The organism is Pseudonocardia alaniniphila (genome assembly GCF_022524485.1).
In the GTDB taxonomy this organism is placed as follows: Bacteria; Actinomycetota; Actinomycetes; order Mycobacteriales; family Pseudonocardiaceae; genus Pseudonocardia; species Pseudonocardia alaniniphila.
In genome coordinates this window covers 16827-39602 of the sequence record NZ_JAKXMK010000048.1, presented here as the reverse complement: position 1 = coordinate 39602, position 22776 = coordinate 16827, and the positions used below count along the sequence as shown (strand labels likewise).

Annotated in this window: 19 protein-coding genes; 8 read left to right on the top strand and 11 right to left on the bottom strand. The window is 71.4% G+C overall.

The annotated features are described in order from the left end of the window. Positions 1–36 precede the first annotated feature (36 nt). The 4 genes from scpB to MMF94_RS39095 all read right to left on the bottom strand — a co-directional run bounded on the left by scpB (position 37) and on the right by MMF94_RS39095 (position 3399). On the bottom strand, positions 37–723 hold the full coding sequence (gene scpB, locus MMF94_RS39110; RefSeq protein ID WP_417715113.1) for an SMC-Scp complex subunit ScpB: 687 nt from the start codon (positions 721–723) through the stop codon (positions 37–39). Beyond that, on the bottom strand, positions 713–1567 hold the full coding sequence (locus MMF94_RS39105; RefSeq protein WP_379660487.1) for a segregation and condensation protein A: 855 nt from the start codon (positions 1565–1567) through the stop codon (positions 713–715). The genes scpB and MMF94_RS39105 overlap by 11 nt, the downstream gene beginning before the upstream one ends. A gap of 2 nt (positions 1568–1569) precedes the next feature. Beyond that, positions 1570–2460: a ParA family protein gene (locus MMF94_RS39100; protein WP_241042534.1), complete on the bottom strand. Its 891-nt coding sequence runs from the start codon at positions 2458–2460 to the stop codon at positions 1570–1572. Positions 2461–2646: 186 nt separating this feature from the next. Continuing rightward, positions 2647–3399, bottom strand: coding sequence for a DeoR/GlpR family DNA-binding transcription regulator (locus MMF94_RS39095; RefSeq protein ID WP_241042533.1), 753 nt, complete (start codon positions 3397–3399; stop codon positions 2647–2649). 49 nt (positions 3400–3448) lie between these two features. On the opposite strand from MMF94_RS39095, the gene MMF94_RS39090 reads away from it, so the two are divergent. Next, entirely contained in the window at positions 3449–3841 is a 393-nt protein-coding gene (locus MMF94_RS39090; protein WP_241042532.1) for a DUF4406 domain-containing protein, read from the top strand. Here MMF94_RS39090 and MMF94_RS39085 read toward each other — a convergent pair. After that, the gene (locus tag MMF94_RS39085) at positions 3818–4732 is read right to left on the bottom strand and encodes a site-specific tyrosine recombinase XerD (protein ID WP_277398933.1); all 915 of its coding nucleotides are present in this window, start codon (positions 4730–4732) and stop codon (positions 3818–3820) included. The two genes, MMF94_RS39090 and MMF94_RS39085, sit on opposite strands and share 24 nt — an antisense overlap. A 46-nt stretch (positions 4733–4778) precedes the next feature. After that, positions 4779–5768 (bottom strand): LLM class F420-dependent oxidoreductase, encoded by a 990-nt coding sequence (locus tag MMF94_RS39080; RefSeq protein WP_241042556.1) that lies wholly within the window; start codon positions 5766–5768, stop codon positions 4779–4781. A 151-nt stretch (positions 5769–5919) separates the two neighbouring features. Between MMF94_RS39080 and MMF94_RS39075 the strand changes: the two genes are divergently transcribed. The 7 genes from MMF94_RS39075 to MMF94_RS39045 all read left to right on the top strand — a co-directional run bounded on the left by MMF94_RS39075 (position 5920) and on the right by MMF94_RS39045 (position 14856). After that, positions 5920–7263, top strand: coding sequence for a purine-cytosine permease family protein (locus MMF94_RS39075; RefSeq protein ID WP_241042531.1), 1344 nt, complete (start codon positions 5920–5922; stop codon positions 7261–7263). Beyond that, positions 7263–8834, top strand: a complete 1572-nt coding sequence (locus tag MMF94_RS39070) for a hydantoinase/oxoprolinase family protein (protein WP_241042530.1) — start codon at positions 7263–7265, stop codon at positions 8832–8834. The genes MMF94_RS39075 and MMF94_RS39070 overlap by 1 nt, the downstream gene beginning before the upstream one ends. After that, entirely contained in the window at positions 8831–9925 is a 1095-nt protein-coding gene (locus MMF94_RS39065; RefSeq protein WP_241042529.1) for a DUF917 domain-containing protein, read from the top strand. The genes MMF94_RS39070 and MMF94_RS39065 overlap by 4 nt, the downstream gene beginning before the upstream one ends. Beyond that, positions 9922–11025 (top strand): DUF917 domain-containing protein, encoded by a 1104-nt coding sequence (locus tag MMF94_RS39060; protein ID WP_241042528.1) that lies wholly within the window; start codon positions 9922–9924, stop codon positions 11023–11025. The genes MMF94_RS39065 and MMF94_RS39060 overlap by 4 nt, the downstream gene beginning before the upstream one ends. A 42-nt stretch (positions 11026–11067) precedes the next feature. Beyond that, positions 11068–12165, top strand: a complete 1098-nt coding sequence (locus MMF94_RS39055; RefSeq protein WP_241042527.1) for a DUF917 domain-containing protein — start codon at positions 11068–11070, stop codon at positions 12163–12165. Beyond that, positions 12162–13670, top strand: a complete 1509-nt coding sequence (locus MMF94_RS39050) for a PucR family transcriptional regulator (RefSeq protein WP_241042526.1) — start codon at positions 12162–12164, stop codon at positions 13668–13670. Before MMF94_RS39055 ends, MMF94_RS39050 begins: the two co-directional genes overlap by 4 nt. A gap of 118 nt (positions 13671–13788) precedes the next feature. Beyond that, positions 13789–14856, top strand: coding sequence for an aldo/keto reductase (locus MMF94_RS39045; protein ID WP_241042525.1), 1068 nt, complete (start codon positions 13789–13791; stop codon positions 14854–14856). Positions 14857–14873: 17 nt separating this feature from the next. On the opposite strand, the gene MMF94_RS39040 is transcribed toward MMF94_RS39045, so the two are convergent. The 5 genes from MMF94_RS39040 to MMF94_RS39020 form a co-directional block, all read right to left on the bottom strand. After that, positions 14874–15833, bottom strand: coding sequence for a LysR family transcriptional regulator (locus tag MMF94_RS39040; RefSeq protein ID WP_241042524.1), 960 nt, complete (start codon positions 15831–15833; stop codon positions 14874–14876). A 109-nt stretch (positions 15834–15942) separates the two neighbouring features. Then, complete coding sequence (narI, locus tag MMF94_RS39035) at positions 15943–16686, bottom strand: respiratory nitrate reductase subunit gamma (RefSeq protein WP_241042523.1); 744 nt, start codon at positions 16684–16686, stop codon at positions 15943–15945. Then, positions 16683–17324, bottom strand: coding sequence for a nitrate reductase molybdenum cofactor assembly chaperone (gene narJ / locus MMF94_RS39030; RefSeq protein WP_241042522.1), 642 nt, complete (start codon positions 17322–17324; stop codon positions 16683–16685). Before narJ ends, narI begins: the two co-directional genes overlap by 4 nt. Beyond that, the gene (narH, locus tag MMF94_RS39025; protein ID WP_241042521.1) at positions 17321–18994 is read right to left on the bottom strand and encodes a nitrate reductase subunit beta; all 1674 of its coding nucleotides are present in this window, start codon (positions 18992–18994) and stop codon (positions 17321–17323) included. The genes narJ and narH overlap by 4 nt, the downstream gene beginning before the upstream one ends. A 1-nt stretch (position 18995) precedes the next feature. Continuing rightward, positions 18996–22688, bottom strand: coding sequence for a nitrate reductase subunit alpha (locus MMF94_RS39020; protein ID WP_241042520.1), 3693 nt, complete (start codon positions 22686–22688; stop codon positions 18996–18998). Positions 22689–22776: the final 88 nt, after the last annotated feature.

Below are 22776 nucleotides of genomic sequence, written 5' to 3'. Positions count from 1 at the left end.
GACTCATCTCGATGCTCATGTCTCGGTACTCACTCGTCACAACTCGTCGATCGCGTCCACATCGGGCAGCAGCGGCGCCAGGGCCGGCAGCTCCTCCAGCGACGACAGTCCGAGCCGTTCGAGGAACAGCTCGGTGGTGCAGAACAAGGTGCCCTGCGTGGAAGGGTCGGCCCCCGCCTCCTGCACGAGCCCGCGGGTGAGCAGCGTGCGGAGCACACCGTCGCAGTTCACCCCGCGAACGGCCGACACCCGGGCCCGCGTGACGGGCTGCCGGTACGCCACCACCGCCAGCGTCTCCAGCGCCGCCCGCGTGAGTCGGGCGCGCTGGCCGTCGAGCAACAGGCGCTCGACGTAGGGGGCGTAGGCGTCGCGCGTGTAGAACCGCCATCCCCCTCCCGTCTTGCGCAGGTCGATGCCGCGCCCTGTCTCGGCGTAGTTCGCCGACAGACGCAGGAGCGCCGCACGCACCCGCGCGACGGGCTCCTGCACGGCCAGCGCGAGGGCCTCGTCCTCGGTGGGGGCGTCGACCACCAGCAGCAGCGCTTCGAGGGCGGCGTCGAGCTCGGCGTCGCTCAGCGTGATCACGTCCGGGCCGATCTCGCCGGGGGTGTCCTGGTCCGGGCCGAGCTGTTCCGGGGAGACGGGCCCGGCGTCGTCGGGACCGTCGGGGTCGGGAGAGGTGCTCACATCCATGAGGCTCACTGGCCTGTCGTCACTCATCACTCTCGTCGGGGCCGGCCGCCTGTGCGGTACCGGGCTCGGGGAGGGATCCAGGCTGGTCAGGCGGACTCCAGCGTACCGTCAGCTCCCCGAACGGCTCGGGCTGCTCCAGGAGGACGGTGGCCTCGCGGTAGAGCTCCAGCAGGGCGAGGAACCGCGCCACCACCTCCAGCGGCCCGGCGCAGTCCGCGGTGAGCACCGCGAAGGTGGCCACCCCCAGCTCGGCGAGCCGCTCCCGCAGGATCGCGACGTGCTCGGACACCGACACCTTGGCGGCGTGCAGGTGGTCGAGCCCCACCGTCGGTGGTGGCTTGGGCCGGAACACCGAGGCGGCCAGGTCGGCGAACGTGGCGGGGTCGACGCCCAGCAGCACCTCGGGCAGCAGCGCGGCGAAGCGCTCCTCCAGCGCCACCGACCGCGGGAACCGGCGCATCGCACCGGCTTCGAGCTCCACGAACAGCGCCGCCACCTGCTTGTACGCGCGGTACTGCAGGAGCCGGGCGAAGAGCAGGTCACGCGCCTCCAGCAGCGCGAGGTCCTCCTCGTCCTCGACGTCGGCGTCGGGCAGCAGCCGGGCCGCCTTGAGGTCGAGCAGCGTGGCCGCGATCACCAGGAACTCGGTGGTCTCGTCGAGGTCGGCGTCATCACCGAGAGCGGCGAGGTGCGCGATGAAGTCGTCGGTGACGGTGTGCAGCGCCATCTCGGTGATGTCGAGCTCGTGCTTCCCGATCAGCTGCAGCAGCAGGTCGAACGGGCCCTCGAAGTTGTGCAGGCGCACCTGGAACCGCGGCCGCCCGCCGTCGAGCAGCGGGGGACCGTCCTGCACCGGCGCTCCGGTCTCGACCAACGTCACCGTGCGATGACCTCGCGCGCCAGCAGGCGGTACGCCTCGGCGCCGTTCGAGGTGGGGGCCCAGCTGGTGATGGGCTCGCCGGCCACGGTGGTCTCCGGGAACCGCACGGTGCGGTTGATCACGGACTCGAACACGAGGTCGCCGAACGCCTCGATCACCCGCTGGCGGACCTCGCGGGTGTGCAGCGTGCGGGGGTCGAACATCGTGGCCAGGATGCCGAGGATCCGCAGGTCGGGGTTGAGTCGCTGCTGCACCTTGTCGATCGTGTCCATCAGCAGCGCCACGCCCCGCAGGCTGAAGAACTCGCAGGCCAGCGGGATCAGGATCTGGTCGGCGCAGGCGAGCGCGTTGATCGTGAGCAGGCCGAGCGAGGGCTGGCAGTCGATGAGGACGACGTCGTACCGGTCGAGCACGGGCTTGATCGCGCGGCCGAGCGACTGCTCGCGCCCGACCTCGGTGACGAGCTGCACCTCGGCGGCGGACAGGTCGATGTTGCTCGGCAGCAGGTGCATGCCCTCGACGGAGGTCTCGCGGATCACGTCGTCGATCTCGACGTCCTGCTCCATGAGCAGGTTGTAGATCGTGGTGTCGAGCTCGTGAGCCTGCACACCCAGGCCGACCGACAGCGCACCTTGGGGGTCGAAGTCGACGAGGAGCACCTTGCGGCCGTACTCGGCCAGCGCCGCACCGAGGTTGATCGTGGAGGTCGTCTTGCCGACGCCGCCCTTCTGGTTCGCCACCGCGATGACCCGCGCCGGGCCGTGCTCCGTGAGGGGGGCCGGCTCCGGTACCTGGGCATGCGACCTCCCGACTCCGTCGTGTTCGGCGGCGTCGTGGTCCTCGTCGAGCGGCTCCGGGCTGGGGGCGAAGGGCCGCGGTGTGTCCAATGCGGGCTCCGGTCTTCGGCGGGCGACCCAGGGCGGGTCGATCCCGGCAGACTAGGAGGCCGGGTTGACGACGGGCAACGCGCCCCGCCGTACGCCGGCCGACTGATCGGCGCAGGTCGGCCGACCGCTGCCCAACGCTACCCGTGGCAGCGCCCACGCGTTGCGGGGGCAGGTGCCTCGTGGCGGTCAGGTCACCAGCTGCACACCCGCGGCCACGAGCTCGCGCACGACGGGTGCACTCGGATCGGCGTCGGTGACGAGCCCGGTCACCTCGGCGAGCGGGAGCACCGCGAAACGGGAGGCCGCACCTATCTTCTCGGCGCTGGCCAGCACGTAGGTGTCGGCGGCCCGCCGGGAGAGCGCGCGTTTCATGGCGGCCTCGTCGGCGTCGCCGGTGGTGAGCCCTGCCTCGTGGTGCACGCCGGTGACGCCCAGCAGGAAGACGTCGGCGGTCACGGCCTGCGCAGCTTCCACCGCCGCCGCACCGCAGGTGACCAGGGAGTGTTTGAAGAGGCGGCCGCCGAGCAGGAACACCTCGACGTCGCGGTGGTCCACCAGAGCCGCGGCCACGGACGGGCTGTGGGTCACCACGGTGGCCGTGAGGTCGAGCGGGAGCGCCCGCACGACGGCGAGCGCCGTCGTGCCCCCGTCGAGGATCGCGGTGCCGCCCGGCGTGACCAGGCCGGCGGCGATGCTCGCGACGCGCGCCTTGCTGCCTGGTTCGACGCGCTCGCGCCCGGCGACGTCGGCGATCGCCGGAGAGACCGGCAGGGCACCGCCGTAGACCCGCTGGCACAGACCGGCCGCTGCGAGTTCCCGCAGGTCGCGCCGGACGCTGTCCTCCGAGACGCCGAGCTCGTCGGCCATGTCCTTGGCCACGATCCGCCCCTCGCTGCGGAGGCGGGCGAGGAGCAGGTCACGACGCTGCGCCGCAAGCATGCACGTTCTCCCTTGTTCTTGCCGACTTCTGCACGATACCGTGCCGAATGTGACGAAACCACTGATGATCCTGATCGCCGGCCCCTACCGTTCCGGCACGGGCGACGACCCCGGCCTGATGGCGGCCAACCTGGCGCGGCTGGAGGAGGCGGCCTGGCCGATCTTCCGGGCCGGGCACGTGCCGATGATCGGAGAGTGGGTGGCGCTGCCCGTGCTGCGCGGAGCGGGCGCCACGGGTGTGACCGACCCGCTGGCGCAGCAGGTCATGTACCCAGCGGCGCACCGGCTGCTGCAGCACTGCGACGCGGTCCTGCGCCTGCCGGGCGCGTCGAGCGGGGCGGACCAGGACGTCGCCATCGCGCGCGAGCGCGGCATCCCCGTCTACACCGACCTCGCCGAGATCCCGGGGATGGAATCGCTAACCGAGCGCACGGGGGTGTGAGGTCGCGTAGACCTCGCGCAACGTGTCGACCGTGACGCTCGTGTAGATCTGGGTGGTGGTCACCGACGCGTGGCCGAGCAGTTCCTGCACCACCCGCACGTCCGCGCCGCCGGCGAGCAGGTGCGTGGCGAAACAGTGCCGCAGCGTGTGCGGCGAGACGTCGGTGGCGAGCCCGGCCGCCTCCGCCGCGCCCCGCAGGGCATGCCAGGCGCTCTGCCGCGACAGCCGCGCCCCGCGGGCGTTGAGCAGGAGTGCCGGTGTGCCGCGGCCGCGCGAGGCGAGAGCAGGCCGGGCCCGCACCAGGTAGGCGTCGACGGCGGCGAGCGCCGGGCGTCCCACGGGGACGATCCGCTGCTTGCCGCCCTTGCCGCGCAGCAGCACGGTGCGGCCGGCGATGTCGAGGTCGTCCCGGTCGATCCCGACGGCTTCGGAGATCCGCGCGCCCGTGGAGTACAGCAGTTCGAGCAACGCGCGGTCGCGCAGCGCGCCTGGTCCATCACCGACACAGCCGGCGAGCAGCTGCTCGACCTGGTCGAGCGTGAGCGCGCGCGCCAACCGGGCCGGTAGCGCAGGCGGGCGTACCTCTCGCGCGACGTCGTCGGCCAGCAGCCCGTCGCGCACCGCGAACCGGTGCAGCCCGCGCACTGCCGCGAGTGCACGGGCCGCCGACGACGCCGCCAACGGTGACGGACCGCTGCGCAGGGCCGTCACGAAGCCGGCGACGTCGCCCTCCTGCACGGCGCCGAGGTCGTCGATCCCGAGGGTCTCGAGGTACTGGAGGTAGCGCCGCAGGTCGGTGCCGTAGGAGCGCATGGTGTTGGCAGCGCTCCCCCGCTCCACCGTCATGTGGTGCAGGAACGCCTCCACCACGTCAGCAGGTCGGGCACCCACGGCGGCATCCTCCCGCACGGCGGCCTCGAAGCCGTGCAGGCACGTGTCACGAGAGTGCGGGGATCACCTCGCGCTCGAACAGCTCGATGCCCGAACGGTCGTAGGCGGCCTCCGGGAAGTTGAAGATCCCGTAGCTCATCCCCAGCTCACGCAGCTTGCCGAGCTTCTCGACGATCTGCTCGGGCGTGCCGAACGCGGCCGAGCCGCGGTAGGACTCCGCGTTGCTCTCGGCGCGCTCCGCCCCCACGTGCGGCGCCAGCCGGGCCTTCAGCGTCTCGATCCGCCGCTCGGCCTCCGCCTCCGAGCTGCCGATCGCCACGTTGAAGTTCGTCGAGCGCACGATCGCGTCGAAGTCGGTGCCCACCGTGTCGCAGTGCTTCCTGAGCACCTCGGACTTGTGGGCGAAGACCTCGGCGTCACCGCCGCCGATGTTGGCGTACTGCCCGTACTTCGCCACGATCTTCAGCGTCACCTTCTCGCCACCCCCGGCGATCCACAGCGGGATGCCGCCCTTCTGCAGCGGGAGGGGCCGGACGATCGCGTCACTCACCTGGTACTGCTTGCCGTCCAGGCTGGCGACGCCCTCGGTCCAGGCCTGACGCATGATCTGGACACCCTCGTCGAGCATCCGCAGCCGCTCCGGCGCCGACGGGAAGCCGTAGCCGTAGGCCCGCCACTCGTGCTCGTACCAGCCGGCGCCGATACCCATCTCGATACGGCCACCGGAGACGATGTCGCAGGTGGCTGCCACCTTCGCGAGGTAGACCGGGTTGCGGTAGCTCATGCACGTGCACATCTGCCCGAGCCGCACCCGCTCGGTGACCGCACCGAACGCGGACATCAGCGTCCACGCCTCGTGGGTCGCCTGGTCGGTGGGGACGGGAACGGTGTGGAAGTGGTCGTAGACCCAGATCGACTCCCATGGGCCCGCGTCGGCGTGCTGCGCGAGCCCCTTCATCGCCTGCCACTGGTCGGCGGGGTCGATACCGACCAGATCGTGTCGCCATCCTTGGGGAACGAACATTCCGAAGCGCATACCGGTCACGGACCTGAATAGTAGGACGGATCAGCACCGAGCACCCGCCCGTGCAGTGTGCACAGCGAGAGGGCCTCCACCGGGCAATCTGCCTCGTGACCATGTGATCGCCCCTACCTACCGTCGATCCGACGTCGGAGGAGGGTGCGCCATGGCTGCTGCACATGTGGGGGTCGACGACTACGCGCTGGTCCGCGTTCCCCAGGAGAAGCGGTATTCCTGGTGGTCGGTCGCTGTGCAGCGGTTCGGGCAGGTCTCGGCGCTGAGCCAGTTCCTGCTCGGCTCGACCGTCGGATTCGGCATGGGTTTCTGGGACGCGTTCTGGGCGTTCACGCTCGGTGCGGTCATCCTGGAGCTGGTCTGCATCGGCGTCGGGATCATCGGCTGCCGGGAAGGTCTGCAGACTTCCGTGCTGACCCGCTGGACAGGGTTCGGCCACGGCGGCAGCGCCGTGGTCGGCGTCGCGATCGGCATCTCGCTGATCGGCTGGTTCGGCATCCAGTCCGGCGTCTCGGCGGAGGGCCTGCTCAGCCTGATCGGGGTGCTGCCGACCTGGGCGTGGTCGCTGCTCTTCGGTCTCGTGGTGACGCTCATCGTGCTGTGGGGCTTCGCGTCGATGAAGTGGGTCGCCTACGTGACCGTGCCCGCCTTCGTCGTGCTGGTGGCGTGGTCGGTGGGCAGCGAGCTGTTCGGCCACGACGTGGGCGCGCTCGTCGCGCTACCTCCGCCGGGCCCGAGCATGTCGCTGCTGGAAGGCACCACCCTCGTGGCGGGCGGCTTCATCGTCGGGGCCGTGATCACCCCGGACATGACCCGGTTCAACCGCACGTCTGCCGACGTCGTCAAGCAGACCGTCGTCGGTTTCACGATCGGCGAGTACCTCATCGGCATGTCGGGTGTGCTGCTCGCGCACGCGATCCGGTCCGACGACGTCATCACGATCGTCACGTCGTCGGTCGGCTGGGTGGGCACCCTGGTGATCATCCTGGGCACGCTGAAGATCAACGACTGGAACCTCTACAGCTCCGGCCTCGGCATCGTGAACTTCGTGGGCACCGTGTTCGGCAAGCGTGTGAACCGCGCGATGGTCACGCTGATCATCGGCGTCATCGGCAGCGTGCTGGCCGCAGGCGGCATCCTCGACAGCTTCACCGGGTTCCTCACCCTGCTCGGCATCGCGTTCCCGCCGATCGCCGGGATCATGGTCGCCGAGTACTTCGTGGTGAAGCAGTGGCGCCCCGAGCTGGACCGCTCCCGCGCCGCGGGCACGCTGCCGGAGACAGCGCCCACCTGGGTGCCCGCCACGCTCGTCATCTGGGTGCTCGCCGCGTTCGTCGGCCAGTTCGTCGCGTGGGGCCTACCGAGCATCAACTCGCTGATCGCGGCGTTCCTGCTCTACGTGGTTGCCGGAAAGTTCGGGCTCGTCCGGGGGGTCGGGCTCAGCAGAACAGCGGAGGGCACGGAACTGTCCGCCGCACAGCGAGAGGTGGTCTGATGCGGATCGGGATCGACGTCGGCGGCACCAACACCGACGCAGTCCTCATGGACGGCGACCAGGTGCTCGCCGCGGTCAAGGCCCCGACCACGGCGGACGTGACGACGGGCATCGTCATGGCGTTGAACGGGCTGCAGGGCCAGCACCCCTTCCCGCCCGCCGACGTCCGGGCGGTGATGATCGGCACCACGCACTTCATCAACGCGCTGGTCGAGGCCCGGGGGCTGGCCCCGACGGCGGCGCTGCGGCTCGGCCTTCCCGCCACGGCGTCGCTACCGCCGATGGTCGACTGGCCCGACCGGCTCGTCGCGGCCATCTCCGGGCGCGGTTACCTCGCGCACGGCGGGCACGAGTTCGACGGCAGGCCGATCTCCCCGCTCGACGAGGACGAACTGCGCCGCCACGCCGCCGACATGGCCGCACACGGCGTCCGCTCGGTCGCGATCTCGTCGGTGTTCTCGCCGGTCAACACGGAGTTCGAGCAGCGTGCCGCAGAGGTGCTCGGCGAGGAGCTCGGCCCGGACGTGCCGGTGTCGCTCTCCCACGAGATCGGGCGGGTCGGGCTGCTGGAGCGCGAGAACGCCACGATCATCAACGCCGCTCTGCGCGATCTCGCCGCGGGAATCGTCGACGGCCTCGCGGCCTCGATCGCGGGCCACGGCATCACCGCACCGCTCTACCTCAGCCAGAACGACGGCACCCTGATGGACGTCGAGTTCGCGCGCCGATACCCGGTGGCCACGTTCGCGTCCGGTCCGACCAACTCGATGCGCGGGGCGGCCGTGCTTTCGGGCCTGGACACCTGCGCGGTCGTGGACGTGGGCGGCACCACCACCGACGTCGGCGTGCTCACCGGCGGCTTCCCCCGGGAGGCCACGGTGGAGGTGAGCGTGGCGGGCATCCGCACCAACTTCCGGATGCCCGACGTGCTGAGCATCGGGCTCGGCGGTGGCAGCCTCGTGCGCGGGCACGGGACGGACGTGACGGTGGGGCCCGACTCGGTCGGCTACCGGCTCACCAAACAGGCGCTCGTGTTCGGCGGTGACGTCCTCACCGCCACGGACGTGGCCGTGGCGGCGGGCCGGGTCGCGATCGGCGATCCGTCCCGCGTGGCCGAGCTCGCGCCCTCGGATGTCGCCGCGGCACTGGAACGGATCGGCGCCGACGTCGCCGATGTCGTCGACCGGATGCGGATCTCCGCCGACCCGCTGCCGGTGGTGGCCGTCGGCGGCGGCTCGGTGCTGCTGCCCGACTCCTTCCCGGGCCTCGGGCCCGTGCACCGGCCGGAGCACTTCGCGGTGGCCAACGCGATCGGCGCGGCGATCGCGCAGGTCGGCGGCGAGGTCGACCGGGTGTTCGCGATCGAGCCCGGCCGCCGTGACGCCGCCGTGGACGAGGCCCGTCAGGAGGCGGTGGACCGTGCGGTGGTGGCGGGTGCCGACCCGGCCACCGTCGCGATCGTCGACTTCGACGAGGTTCCCATCCCCTACCTGCCGGGAAACGCGACCCGCATCCGCTGTAAAGCGGTGGGCGACCTGCGCATCGAGCACGTGGCCGGGCGGCACGCATGACCGGCACGCTGACCCCGCCCGTCACCGCGATCGACGAGGACGACCTGGAGTCGCTCGCCCGGGGCGCGGCCGTGCTCGGCACCGGCGGCGGAGGTGACCCGTACATCGGACGGCTCCTCGCGGCCCAGGCGCTGCGGGAGTACGGCGCTGTGCAGCTCGTCGCGCCGGCGCAGTTGCCCGACAGCGCCACCGTCTTCCCGGTCGCGATGATGGGCGCACCCACCGTGATGGTGGAGAAGACGCCCTCGGTGGAGCGCATCGGGCACGCGGTCGCCGCGCTCGCGGAGCACCTGGGTGTCACACCGACGCACATCGCGTGCATCGAGGCAGGCGGGGTGAACTCCACGTTCCCGTTGGTCGCCGCGGCACAGCTGGGGCTCCCGCTGGTGGACGGCGACGGCATGGGCCGCGCGTTCCCCGAACTGCAGATGGTGCTGCCGACGCTGCACGGCGTGGCGGCCACACCGATGTCGATCGGGGACGAGAAAGGCAACGTCGGGCTGCTCACGTCCATCGACAACCACTGGGCCGAGTCACTCGCGCGCTCGCTGACGATCACGATGGGCTGCGCCGCGATCATCTCGAACTACGTGATGACCGGCGCTCAGGCGCGCGAGGGTCTCGTGGCCGGGACGCTGAGCCTGTGCACCCGGATCGGGCGGCGTGTCGAGCAGGTGCGCGCCGAGCACGGCGACGCGGTGCGCGCGGTGGCCGACGAGCTCGGCGGCCGGGTGCTGCACACCGGCAAGGTCGTCGACGTCGCACGGCGGACCACCACCGGCTTCGCCCGCGGCAGCGCCGTGATCACCGGCGCAGGCGGCGACCTGACCCTGGAGTTCCAGAACGAGCACCTGGTCGCCCTGCGCGACGGCCGGGTGGAGGTCACCACCCCGGACCTGATCATCGTGCTCGACACCGACTCGGGCGAGCCGGTCACCACCGAGGCGCTGCGGTTCGGCCACCGCGTGAGCGTGCTCGCCGCGCCCGCCGACGAACGCTGGCACTCCCCTGCCGGCATCGCGCTCGTCGGCCCGCGGTACTTCGGCTACGACACGGATCCCGTCCGCTTCGACGCCCGGGAGCGGCCGTGACGTGGACGCTGGACCCGCAGGACCTGCCCGACCTGGCCCGCGGCGCGGCGCTGTTGGGCACAGGCGGTGGGGGTGACCCGCACATCGGCAGGCTCATGGTCGAGGCGGCGATCCGCGAGCACGGGCCGGTCACGGTGCTCGACCCCGGCGAGGTCGACGACGCCGCGTTCGTCGTGCCGACCGCGATGATGGGCGCGCCGACCGTGATGGTGGAGAAGATCCCGCGCGGTGACGAGGCGGTGATCGCCCTGCGCACCCTGGAACGCCACCTCGGACGCTCCGCCGACGCCACGATGCCGATCGAGTGCGGCGGCATCAACTCGATGATCCCGCTGGTCGTGGCCGCGACCACCGGGCTCCCCGTGGTGGACGCCGACGGGATGGGCCGGGCGTTCCCCGAACTGCAGATGGAGACGTTCGGCGTCTACGGCGTGCCGGGCTCGCCCATGGTCGTCGCGGGCGACCACGGCGAGACGGTCACGATCGACACCGGGGCGGACAACCGGCGGATGGAGTGGCTGGCGCGCGGCGCGACGATCCGGATGGGGGGCGCAGCGCTGATCGCCGACTACCCGATGTCCGGCGCCGACGTGAAGCGCACGGCGGTGCCGCGCACCCTCTCGCTCGGCCTGTCGCTCGGGCGGGCACTTCGGGAGGCCCGCGAACAGCTGCGCGACCCGATCTCCGCGCTCGCCGAGGCCCTCGCCCCCACCTCCTACTCGCACCTGCGTGTGCTCTTCGCGGGCAAGGTCGCGGACGTGGAGCGCCGCACCGTCGACGGGTTCGCCAAGGGCCGGGCGCGGTTCGTCTCGTTCGACGGCACCTCGACGCTGCGCACGGTCTTTCAGAACGAGAACCTCGTTGCCGAGGTCGACGGCGTCGTGGCCTGCATCGTTCCCGACCTGATCTGCGTGCTGGAGGCGGAGTCCGGGGAGCCCATCACCACGGAGACGCTGCGCTACGGGCAGCGGGTGGTGGTCGTCGGCATCTCCACCCCCGCGATCATGCGCACGCCCGAGGCGCTGGCGGTGTTCGGACCGGCGTGTTTCGGGCTGACGCAGGAGTTCCGGCCGGTCGAGGATGCCGTGCCGGTGAGCTGAGCGCTTCACCCGTTCGTGACACCCGCTTGCGACGATGCAGTGATGACCGGAGCACGCCTCGCGGCGAGCGATGTCGACGCCTTGGTCGTCGGGCTGATGTTCCTGGGGTCGGGCGGTGGCGGCGACCCCCAGCCGTTCCGGCACGCGCTGCGCGAGGCGCTGGCCGGCGCCGCGGTGGTGCTGCACGATCCCGCCGACCTCGGTGACGCCCCCGTCGTCGCCGTCGGGATGCTCGGCGCCACCCGGGTGCTCACCGAGAAGCTGCCGAGCGGCCGGGAGATCACCACGGCGGTGCGCGCGCTCGCGCGCTGGACAGGTGTGGAGCCGGCGGCGGTCATGCCCTACGAGGCCGCAGGCCTCAACGGGGCGATGGCCGTGGCCGCCGCGTGCGAGCTGGACCTCCCGCTGGTGGACGCCGATCTGATGGGCCGCGCGCTGCCGCGCCTCGACCAGCTCACCCGCGCCGTCGCCGGAGGCCCGGTCACGCCCTACGCGATGGCCGAGCCCACCGGCGAGATCGTGCTGGTCGACGATGCGGGGCCGGAGGCGCTGGAACGCCTCGCCCGCTCGGTCGTGGCGCAGGGCGGTGGCTGGGCAGGCGGGGCGCTCGCCCCGGTGCCGGCGCGACGCGCCCGCACCGACGCCTGCGTCGGCACCCTCGCCCGCGCTCTGTGCCTCGGGCGCGCACACGCGGCTCTCACCCGTCCGACCGCGGACGAGGTCGCCGCCGCCCTGGGCGGCCGGCTGCTCGCTGCGGGACGGACGGTGGAGATCGCCCGGCAGTCCTCGGCGTCGTTCGGCCGGGCCGGCATCGCGGTCGTTGACGACAGGCCGGCCGGCGGTGTGCTGCGCATCGAGGCGGAGAACGAGTACCTCCTCGCCCTGCTCGACGGTGAGCCGGTGGCGAGCTGTCCCGACCTGATCTGCCTGCTCGATCGCCGCACGGCCGCCCCGATCGCGGTGGACGGCCTCCGGATCGGCGACGACGTGCTCGCCGTGGTGCTGCCCGGCCCACCGTGGTGGAGCGCGAACGCCGAGCGGCTGCGGCACGTCGACCCGCGCGCCTTCGGTCTGGACTGCGACGCCGTGCTGCTACCGGACGCCGCGGTGTCGTCCGATCTGGCGGGGATCCCGGCGTGAGGGGTCCGGGCCCGCCCCCGGTTCCCCTGCGCGCGCTGCTCGCCCACCCCGACTGGGCCGGGGTGTCCGTGCTGGCCGGTGACGCCGACGCGCTCTCGGCCGCAGCCTCGGTCGCGGTTCACGACGTGCGAACGATCTCCGATCTGCGCGCTGATCCCTCCGGCCCGCCCGGCGCGCTCCTCGCCGTCGCACTGTCGGGCGACCGGGAGGACTGGCACCTCGACGTGCTGCTGCGACGAGCGAGCGCCGCCGACGTCGCCGCGGTGATGCTGCCCGGACCGCAACCGCTGCGGACGGCGAGCCGCCTGCTCGCCGACCGCGTCGGGCTCACCGTGCTCAGCGCAGGCGATCCGCTGGCGACCGCGCTGGCCGCTACCCGCCTCCTGCGCGAGTCCGAGCAGGTCGTCGCCGAGTTGGTGACGCGCACCGCGACGGCCTGCGCCTCCGTCACGGGCGGCGTCGACGAGCTCGTGGCCGAGCTCGCCAGGGTGTGGCGCCGCCCGGTGTGGCTGCTCGACGGCAGGGGCGAGGTGGCATCGGGGCCCGAGCCGGGACCGCCCACCGGATCGTCGACGGTCACGGTGCTGCGCCGGGCCGTCGGGCCGAAGTGGCCGCTCTCGGGCTACCTGGCCGCGGCGGTGCCCACGGGCATCCCGGCCGAGCTCACGGCCGTCACCGCCGGGCTGGCTGTCGCCGCCGGTGCGGTCGGGCAGCGCATGGCCGAGAAACGGCTCGCCCTGGAGCGCGATGCGCGGCTGCGCATGTCCCTGCTGGCGGAGCTGGTCCAGACCGCCGCCGAGCCGGACGCGGCCACCCGGCGGCGCGCCCTGGACGCGGGCTGGCAGCTCGAGGGCTGGCACGTGGGGATCCGCATCGACGTCCCGGGCACGGTCGACCCGGTCACCACGCGCCCGGAGGTGCTGCGCGCGTTCCACACGGCACACCTGCGCGCGTTCGTCGTCGAGCAGGGCTCCGGCTGGGGTGCATGGTCGACCTTTCCCGAGGAACCGCCACCCGAGCAGCTGCAGCGCCACGCGACGGCCGCCCGCAGGGCGCAGTGGCTGCTGCGCTCGTCCCTGCCCAGCGCGATGGGGGTCGGACGCGTGCACCGCGGCGCCGCCGGGCTGGCCCGCACCCTCGGCGAGGCAGGCGACGCGGCCCGGCTGGCCGGAGCACGATCGGCAAGCGGGCACTTCGTGCACGTGGACCGGCTCGGGCTCGGTCAGCTGCTGCTCGGCTGGACCCGCACCGACACGTTCCTCCCGGCGGCCCGCTCGATGCTGGAACCGCTGCGTGACCAGCCGGGCGACCTGCTCACCACGCTGACGGCCTACCTCGACGCGGAGTCCTCACTCACCGAGACCGCCGCGGTGCTCGGCGTCCACCGCAACACCGTGACCGCCCGGATCTCCAGGGCCCAGGAGCTACTGGGGATGGAGCTCACCGACCCCGACGAGCGGCTCGCCCTGCACCTGGCCTGCCGCAGCGTGCTGTTCCACACCTGACGGCGACGAACGGGCCACGCGAATCCGCCATCGCAGCCATCGCCGGACGCTGTTGGACGTTCGGACTTCCCGAAACATAGCGTTGCAGACGAACGCGAGCCGGAAAGGACGACCACCGATGCAGTACCGAAAGATCGGGAATTCAGGACTTCGTGTCTCACGACTCGTTCTGGGCACGCTGAACGTCGGAAGTCATGAACAATTCGCTCCGCTGGGCGGTCTCGACCAGCCCACCGCACAGCGTCTCATCGAGATCGCGATGGACGCCGGCGTGAACATGATCGACACCGCAGATCTCTACTCCCACGGGCAGGCCGAGGAGATCGTCGGAGCGTCCCTCAAGGGCCGCCGCGACGACGTGCTCATCGCCACCAAGGCGCGTTTCCCGTCCGGAGCCGGCCCGAACGACGCGGGATCGTCGCGCTTCCACCTCACGCGCGCGGTGGAGGCGTCGCTGCGTCGCCTCGGCACCGACCACATCGATCTGCTCTACCTGCACCAGTGGGACGGCGAGACGCCCCTGGAAGAGACGTTGCAGACCCTCGACCAGCTCGTCCGCGACGGCAAGGTCCGCTACACGGGCGTGTCGAACTTCTCCGGGTGGCAGGTCGCGAAGACCGCCGCGGTGGCCCGCGCGCACAACCTCATCCCGCCCATCGCACAGCAGGTCTACTACACGCCCGAGGCCCGGGAGGCCGAGTACGAGATCATCCCGGCCGCCGTCGACAGCGGCCTGGGAACGCTCGTCTGGAGCCCGCTCGGCCAGAGCCTGCTCAGCGGCAAGGTGCGCCGCGGCAGGCCCGTCCCGCCCACCACCCGGCAGGGCACGGATTGGCCCGAGCCCTATGTCACCGACCGCGAGCGGGCGTTCGACATCATCGACGTGCTCGTCTGCGTCGCGGAGGATCGAGGGGTCTCCGTGCCTCAGGTCGTGCTGTCGTGGCTGCTCAACCGGCCGGGCATCACGGGCGCCGTGTTCGGTGCGCGCAACGAGGACCAGCTGCGCGACGACCTCGCAGCCGTCGACCTCGTGCTCACCGAGGACGAGACGCGGCAGATCGACGAGGTCACCCAACCGGCCGTGCAGTACCCGTTCTGGCACCGGGCGATGCTCGCCACGGACCGTCCCGACCGCGGCGAGGCGCCGTACCTCGACGGGTACGCCTCCACCATCGCTCGGTCCTGAGCGGCCCGAGAACCCGATCAGTCGACGAGGGCGGACGACCGTCCCGCGCTCGCGCCGCCGATGCCCTTGCGCATCTCGGCCATGGTCTCCGTCGAGAACATCATCTTCGCGAGCAGGCGCGCCGGAGGCCCGCTCTCGGCAGTGGTGACGAAATGGACGGCCCATTGCAGGTCCGGTTCGACGAACGGACGCCGGACCAGGCCGTCCGCCTGCGGCTTGTTGGCCAGCGAAGCCGGGATCAACGCGACGCCCAGCCCGCGGTGCACGAGTTCGAGGAGCATGTGCACGTCGTTGACGCTGAACGCGGTGCGCCGGACGAGACGGCGCGAGGCGAACGCGGAGTCGACGATCCGCCGGGCCGTCCAGGTCGTGTCGAAGTCGACGAAGGCGTGCTCCTCGAAATCCGTCCATCCGGTGTCGTCCCGCGTCGCCAGAGCGTGGGTGGGGGCCATCACCAGCTCGAAGCCGTCGCGGGCCACCTCGAACGACTCCAGCTCACCCCTGGCGAGCGGCGACACGAAGCTGCCGGGCTGCGCCAGCAGGGCGGCGCCCAGCTCGCCGTGGTGCAGTCGATCGAGGAGTGTCTGCGAGCCGAGCTGCTCGAACCGGACCGAGACACCGGGGAATCGTTCCTGGAACGTGGCGAGCAGGTCGGGCAGATCGACCAGGTCGCCCAGGCACTGCTCCGTGCCCACGCCGAGCAGTCCGGAGACCTCGTCCGGCCCGGCCGCGAGCTCACGTTGAGCCGCATGCGCATCACGCAGCATGCGCCGGGCTCGCGGGAGGAACGCGTGGCCTGCGGGGGCGAGAGTGACCGTTCGCGGCGTCCGGTCGAACAGCTGCGTGCGCAGTTCGCGCTCCAGCGCACGAATCGACGACGACAGCCCGGACTGCGTCACGTACATGATTTCGGCGGCCCGGGTGAAATTGAGCTCCTCGGCCACCGCGACGAAGGACTCGATCTGGCGGATGTCCATGCGGCTCCTCGTTGTTCGATGTCGCGGGTCACCGCCGAACAATCGTCTTGACGAGACTGGTGATTCTACCGTTGGCTCCGCGCGGCCGAGCCCGCGATGATCCGCGCCGTCACCGCCGGGCGGAAGGACCGCCCGAATCGACCTGCTCCCACCCGCGCCGCGGCGGCCGCCCGCCGGACCGGGTGCGGTAGACGATGTAGGGACGGAAGAGGTAGCCGATCGGTGCGGTGAAGGCGTGCACGAGGCGTGTGAACGGCCAGAGCGCGAACAGTGCCATGCCGATCAGCGTGTGGATCTTGAAGGCGAGACTCGACCGTGCCATCGACTCGATGTCGGGTTGGAGCACGAACAAGGACCGGAACCACGGTGAGACGGAGTCCCGGTAGTTGTGCTCCTCGCCCCCGCCCGCGCCGAGCAGGGTGGTCGTCAGCCCGGCGACGATGGCCGCCACCAGCACGACGTACATCAGCTTGTCGTTGCGGGTCGTGGCACGGAAGACGGGCCCGGTGGTGCGGCGGCGGTAGATCAGGATCCCGAGCCCGACCAGCGTGCAGATCCCGGCGATGCCACCGAGCACGAAGGCCTGGACGTGGTAGCCCTGCTCGGTGAGACCGATCGCCGAGGTCCAGCTCTGCGGGATGAGCAGGCCGATCACGTGCCCGATGACCACCACGAGGATTCCGAAGTGGAACAGCGGACTGCCGATGCGCAAGAGGCGTGACTCGTAGAGCTCCGAGGACCGGGTGGTCCAGCCGAACTTGTCGTAGCGGTACCGCCAGATCGTCCCGCCGACGAGCACCACGACCATGACATACGGCAGCACGCCCCAGAGCATCACGTCGAGCAGCGTCATCGGCGGTCTCCCTGCCTGATCGTGTCGGGCGCGATCGAGAAGGGCGTGAGCTCCAGCCCCACCTGCTCGCGTGGTGGTCCCCGCCGGGCCATCTCCTTGGCCGCCGCCACGGTCTCGGGGGACGGACCCGGCAGTAGCGCGCACACCGCGGCCACGGGCTCGGCATAGGGCGTGCCTGCGTCGCGGAGCGCGAGCCGGAGCAGTTCGAGCCCGGGGCGATGTTCCTGCAGCAACGCCAACCCGCCGGTGAGGTCGGTGGTGGCGGCGAACTCCAGCACGACGGGCAGGAAGTCGGGCAGCTCGGTTCCCGTGAGCGCCACGCCTGCCTCCCGGAAACGCGCCTTCAGTGCTGCCAGCGCCCCGCCGCGGCGTCGGGTGTCGCCGTCGGACCACCAGGTCAGGTAGAGGCAGCACCGCCTGCGCTCGTCGAAGATCGAGACGTAGTGGCGGGCGAGGTCGGTCTCGGTCTCGCCCGCGACGAGGTCGAGGAAGCGCAGCAGGGGTGTCCGGGCGGGTGCGTCGATGCTGGTGAGGGCCTCACGGACCAGGGGGAAGTCGGCCCGCACCTGGTGGCTGGGGTACTGCAGGCACACCGACGCCGCCTGCAGGACCACCGCGCTGTCGCGGTCGCCGCTCATTGCCCCGCCGTCCCGTCACGGCGAGGTGGGAACAGGCCGTCGGGACGGCCCCGGCCGTCCCAGTTCAGGAGGTTCACCCGGCCTCCGTGGCCGCCGGTCGGCGACACGGCGTCGCTCGTCTGCCGGTCGCGCAACGCGTGGAAGGTCTCGACCGAGACCGGTGACGGTCGACCGGACGACTCGCCGAACGGGCCGCTGTCGAGCATCCCGGGCCCTCCGTCGGCGTCGAGGCTGCAGGCGAGCTCCTCGAGCTGGTGGGCATCCCCCTCGTGCGCCGTGGGGATGACGTAGCGCTCCTCGTACTTGGCGATTGCGAGCAGCCGGTAGAGCTCGACGAGGTCGGCGCCGGTCGTGCCCACCGCCGTGGCGATCGACTCGTCGCGGTCACGGCCCAGCGTGACGTCGCGCATGTACGAGCGCATCGCGGCGAGCTTGAGCAGCACCTCGCGCACCGGTGCCGGGTCGCCCGCGGTGAACAGTTCCGCCAGGTACCCGATCGGTATCCGCAGCGCGTCGACGGCACCGAACAGGCTGCCGGCGTCCTCGCCGTCGTGACCGGTCTCGGTCAGGCGGTCGACCACCGGTGAGAGCGGCGGGACGTACCAGACCATCGGCATCGTGCGGAACTCCGGATGCAGGGGCAGCGCCACCCGGTAGACCTTGGCGAGGCGGTACACCGGCGAGCGGCGGGCCGCGTCCAGCCAGTCCTCGGGGATCCCGTCGTGGCGGGCCGCGGCGAACACCTGCGGATCGTGCGGATCCAGGAGCACGTCGAGCTGGGCTCGGTAGAGCTCCTTCTCGTCGGCCACCGATGCCGCCTCACCGACCCGGTCGGCGTCGTAGAGGACGAGTCCGAGGTAGCGCAGCCGCCCCACGCACGTCTCGCTGCACACGGTGGGCAGGCCGACCTCGATGCGCGGATAGCAGAGGGTGCACTTCTCGGCCTTGCCCGTGCGGTGGTTGAAGTAGACCTTCTTGTACGGACAGCCGGTGACGCACATCCGCCAGCCGCGGCAGCGATCCTGGTCGACGAGCACGATGCCGTCCTCGGCGCGCTTGTACATCGCCCCTGACGGGCACGACGCCACGCACGACGGGTTGAGGCAGTGCTCGCAGATCCGGGGCAGGAAGAACATGAACGCCTGCTCGTAGGACAGCTTCACGGCGTCCTCGGACTCGCGCCGCAACCGCTGGACGATCGGGTCGAGCGGCGCGAGCTCGGGAGCACCGCCCAGGTCGTCGTCCCAGTTCGCGCTCCACTCCACGGCCATCGGCTGTCCGGAGATCAACGAGCGCGGCTGCGCGACCGGGAAGTCGTCGCCGAGTGGAGCCTCGGTGAGGGTTTCGTAGTCGTAGGTCCAGGGCTCGTAGTAGTCCTGGATCGTCGGCAGTACCGGGTTGGCGAAGATCGAGAAGAGCTTGCGCACCCGGCCCCCGGCGCGCAGCGCGAGGCGGCCACGTCGGTTGCGCACCCAGCCGCCGCGCCAGCGTTCCTGGTCGGCGAACCGCCGCGGGTAGCCCTGCCCGGGACGGGTCTCGACGTTGTTGAACCAGACGTACTCGGTGCCCGCGCGGTTGGTCCATGCCTGCTTGCAGGTGACCGAGCACGTGTGGCACCCGATGCACTTGTCGAGGTTCATGACCATGGCCATCTGCGCCATCACGCGCATGTCAGTACCTCACCGTCTGCTCGCGGCGGCGCACGACCGTGACCTCGTCGCGCTGGTTGCCGGTGGGTCCGAGGTAGTTGAAGGCGAAGGAGAGCTGCGCGTAGCCGCCGATCAGGTGCGTGGGTTTGAGCATGATCCGGGTCAGTGAGTTGTGGATCCCTCCGCGGCGCGCGGTCGTCTCCGAGAGCGGCACGTTCACCAGCCGCTCCTGCGCGTGGTAGACGAACGACGTGCCGGTGGGCAGGCGATGGGTGACGATCGCGCGCGCCACCAGCACACCGTTGCGGTTGACCGCCTCCACCCAGTCGTTGTCGCGCACCCCGATCGCGGCCGCGTCGGCCTCGCTCAGCCATACCGTCGGGCCGCCGCGGGACAGCGAGAGCATGAACAGGTTGTCCTGGTACTCGGAGTGGATGGACCACTTGGAGTGCGGCGTCAGATAGCGCACGGTCACCGACGTGCCACCGGAGTCGCCGATGCGTGGCTCGCCGAACAGCCGGTGCATGTCGAGGGGCTGGCGGAAGACCGGCAGCGTCTCGCCGAACTCCTGCATCCACTCGTGGTCGAGCAGGAAGTGCATGCGCCCGGTGAGCGTGTGCCATGGCTTGCGCCGCTCGACGTTGACGCTGAACGGCGCGTAGCGGCGCCCTCCGGTCTCGCTCCCCGACCACTCCGGGCTGGTCAGCACCGGCACCGGCCGGGCCTGGGTGTCGGCGAACGAGATCCGCCGTTCCTCGCTGCCCTCGGCGAGATCCGCCAGTCGCTTTCCGGTGCGCCGCTCCAGCTCACGGAAGCCCGCAACGGCGAGCCTGCCGTTCGTCGTGGCCGAGAACGCGAGGATCGCCTCGGCCATCTTGGCGTCGGTGTCGATCGCCGGGCGCCCCGCACCCGCCCCTTCCGGCATGACGCCGCCGCGGGCCGCCAGGTCGGCGACCTCCGCGTCCGGGTGGTAGGTGACGCCCTTGGTGCTGATCCCGAGCCGTTCCACGAGCGGACCGACCGTCGCCATCTTGTCCGCGACGGCCGCGTAGTCGCGCTCCACGACCACGAACCCCGGCATGGTGCGCCCTGGTGCCGCCTCGACCTCGCCTGCCCGCCAGTCCCGGACCTCGCCGCCGGGCTGCGCCGTCTCACCGGGCGTGTCGTGCTGCAGCGGCACCGCGACGACGTCCCGACGGGTACCGAGCCGGGCCGCGGCGAGCTCGGAGAACCGGCGGGCGATGGCGTGGAAGGCGTCGAAGTCGGTGCGGGACTCGAACGGTGGATCGATCGCCGGGCTGAACGCGTGCACGAACGGATGCATGTCGGTGGTGCTGAGATCGTGCTTCTCGTACCAGGTGGCCGCGGGCAGCACGACGTCCGAGAGCAGCGTGGAGCTGGTCATCCGGAAGTCGAGCGAGAGCAGCAGGTCGAGCTTGCCCTGCGGTGGTGTCTCCTCGCACCACCGCACGTCACGGGGGCGCAGGTCGGGAGGGGCCTGCTCGGCGAGCAGGTTGTCGTGCGTGCCCAGCAGGTGCCGCAGGAAGTACTCGTCGCCCTTGGCCGACGAGCCGAGCAGGTTGGCGCGCCACAGTGTGAGGCACCGCGGCCAGTTCTCCGGAGCGTCGGGATCCTCGACCGCGAACCGCAGGCTGCCGTCCCGCAGCCTGCGCGCGACGTGCGCGGGCACCTCCTCCCCCGCAGCGGCAGCCTCGTCGGCGACGTCGAGCGGGTTGCGGTCGAACTGCGGATACGACGGCATCCAGCCCAGCCGCGCCGACAGCGCGACCGCATCCATCGTGTGCATCCCGGTGAGCCGGCCCCGCGCGAGCGGTGAGGCGAGAGCGTCGGCGCGGTAGTGGTCGTAACGCCACTGGTCGGTGTGCGTGTACCAGTACGCCGTGCCGATCATCGTGCGTGGCGGGCGCTGCCAGTCGGCCGCCATCGCCATCGTCGCCCAGCCGCTTGCCGGACGGCACTTCTCCTGCCCGACGTAGTGCGCCCAGCCGCCGCCGTTGCGGCCCATCGAGCCGGTGAACATCAACAGCGCCAGCACCGCCCGGTAGGTGGCGTCACCGTGGAACCACTGGCAGATGCCACCGCCCATGATGATCATGGTGCGGCCCTGTGACTCCTCGGCGTTGCGCGCCATCTCCCGCGCCACCTGCACGGCCTGGGCCGCAGGCACCGAGGTGATCGGCTCCTGCCACGCCGGGGTGCAGGGTTCCGCGTGATCGTCGTATCCGGCCGGCCAGGCGCCGGGCAGGCCCTCGCGGCGCACGCCGTACTGGGCGAGCATCAGGTCGAACACGGTGGTGACGAGCCGCCCGCCCACCTCGACGACCGGGACGCCCCGGTGCATCACGGCGCCGGACCCGTCGAGTGCGTCGAAGCGTGGCAACAGCACCTCGACCGCGCGGTCCTTCCCGGCGGCGGTCAGCTGCGGGACGACACCGGCGAGGTCGAGGTTCCAGCGCCCGATCCCGGACTCGGCGTGGCGAAAGCCCAGCGACCCGTTCGGCACCACGGCCTCTCCGGTGCGGGAGTCGATCAGCACGGTCTTCCACGCGGCCTCCTCGGACGTGTCCCCGAGGTCGGCGGCGGTGAGGAACCGGCCCGGTACGAAGCCACCGTCGTGGCTGTCGAGGGTCACCAGGAACGGCATGTCCGTGTACTGCGACACGAAGTCGGTGAAGAACGGCACCGAGCGCTGCACGAAGAACTCGGTGAGGATCACGTGCCCCATGGCCATCGCGAGCGCGCCGTCCGTGCCGGGCTGGGCGGGCAGCCAGGTGTCGGCGAACTTCGTGTTGTCGGCGTAGTCCGGCGAGACCACGACGACCTTCTGCCCCCGGTAGCGGGCCTCGGCCATCCAGTGGGCGTCCGGCGTGCGGGTGATCGGCACGTTCGAGCCCCACATCAGCAGGTAGGTGGCGTTCCACCAGTCCCCGGACTCCGGGACGTCCGTCTGGTCGCCGAACACCTGCGGCGAGGCGACCGGCAGGTCGGCGTACCAGTCGTAGAACGACGTCATGCACCCGCCGATCAGCTGGATGAACCGCGAGCCGACCGCGTGGCTCACCATCGACATCGCCGGGATCGGCGAGAAACCCGCGATCCGGTCGGGTCCGTAGGTGGCGATCGTGTGGACGTGAGCAGCGGCGACGATCTCGACGGCCTCGTCCCACGTCGCGCGGACGTGGCCGCCCTTGCCCCGCGCACGCTGGTAGCGCCGCCGCTTGTCGGGGTCGCCCGTGATCTCCGCCCACGCCGCCACCGGGTCCCCGAGCCGCGCCTTCGCCTCCCGGTACATCTCGGCGAGCACACCCCGCACGTACGGGTAGCGCACCCGGGTGGGCGAGTAGGTGTACCAGGAGAAGGCCGCGCCGCGGGGGCAGCCGCGTGGCTCGTACTCCGGCGAGTCCGGCCCGACGGACGGGTAGTCGGTCTCCTGGCTCTCCCAGGTGATGATCCCGTCCTTGACGTAGACCTTCCACGAGCACGAACCGGTGCAGTTGACCCCGTGGGTCGAGCGGACGACCTTGTCGTGGCTCCACCTGTCACGATAGAAGACGTCGCCGTCACGCCCGCCCTCGTGGTAGACCGCACGCAGGTCGTCCGACACGGAGCGGCGCGTGAAGAAGCGCCCCGTTCGCAGTAGAGCATCGACGACCGGTCCGTCGGTCGCCTCCCGATCGTCTCCTCGGACCGCCATCCGGGCCTCCCCAGGGATGTGATCACCATCACAATACAGCCGCCCTTGGTACTACGCTGGCTCGCTGACCAGGACGGATGCCCCGCGA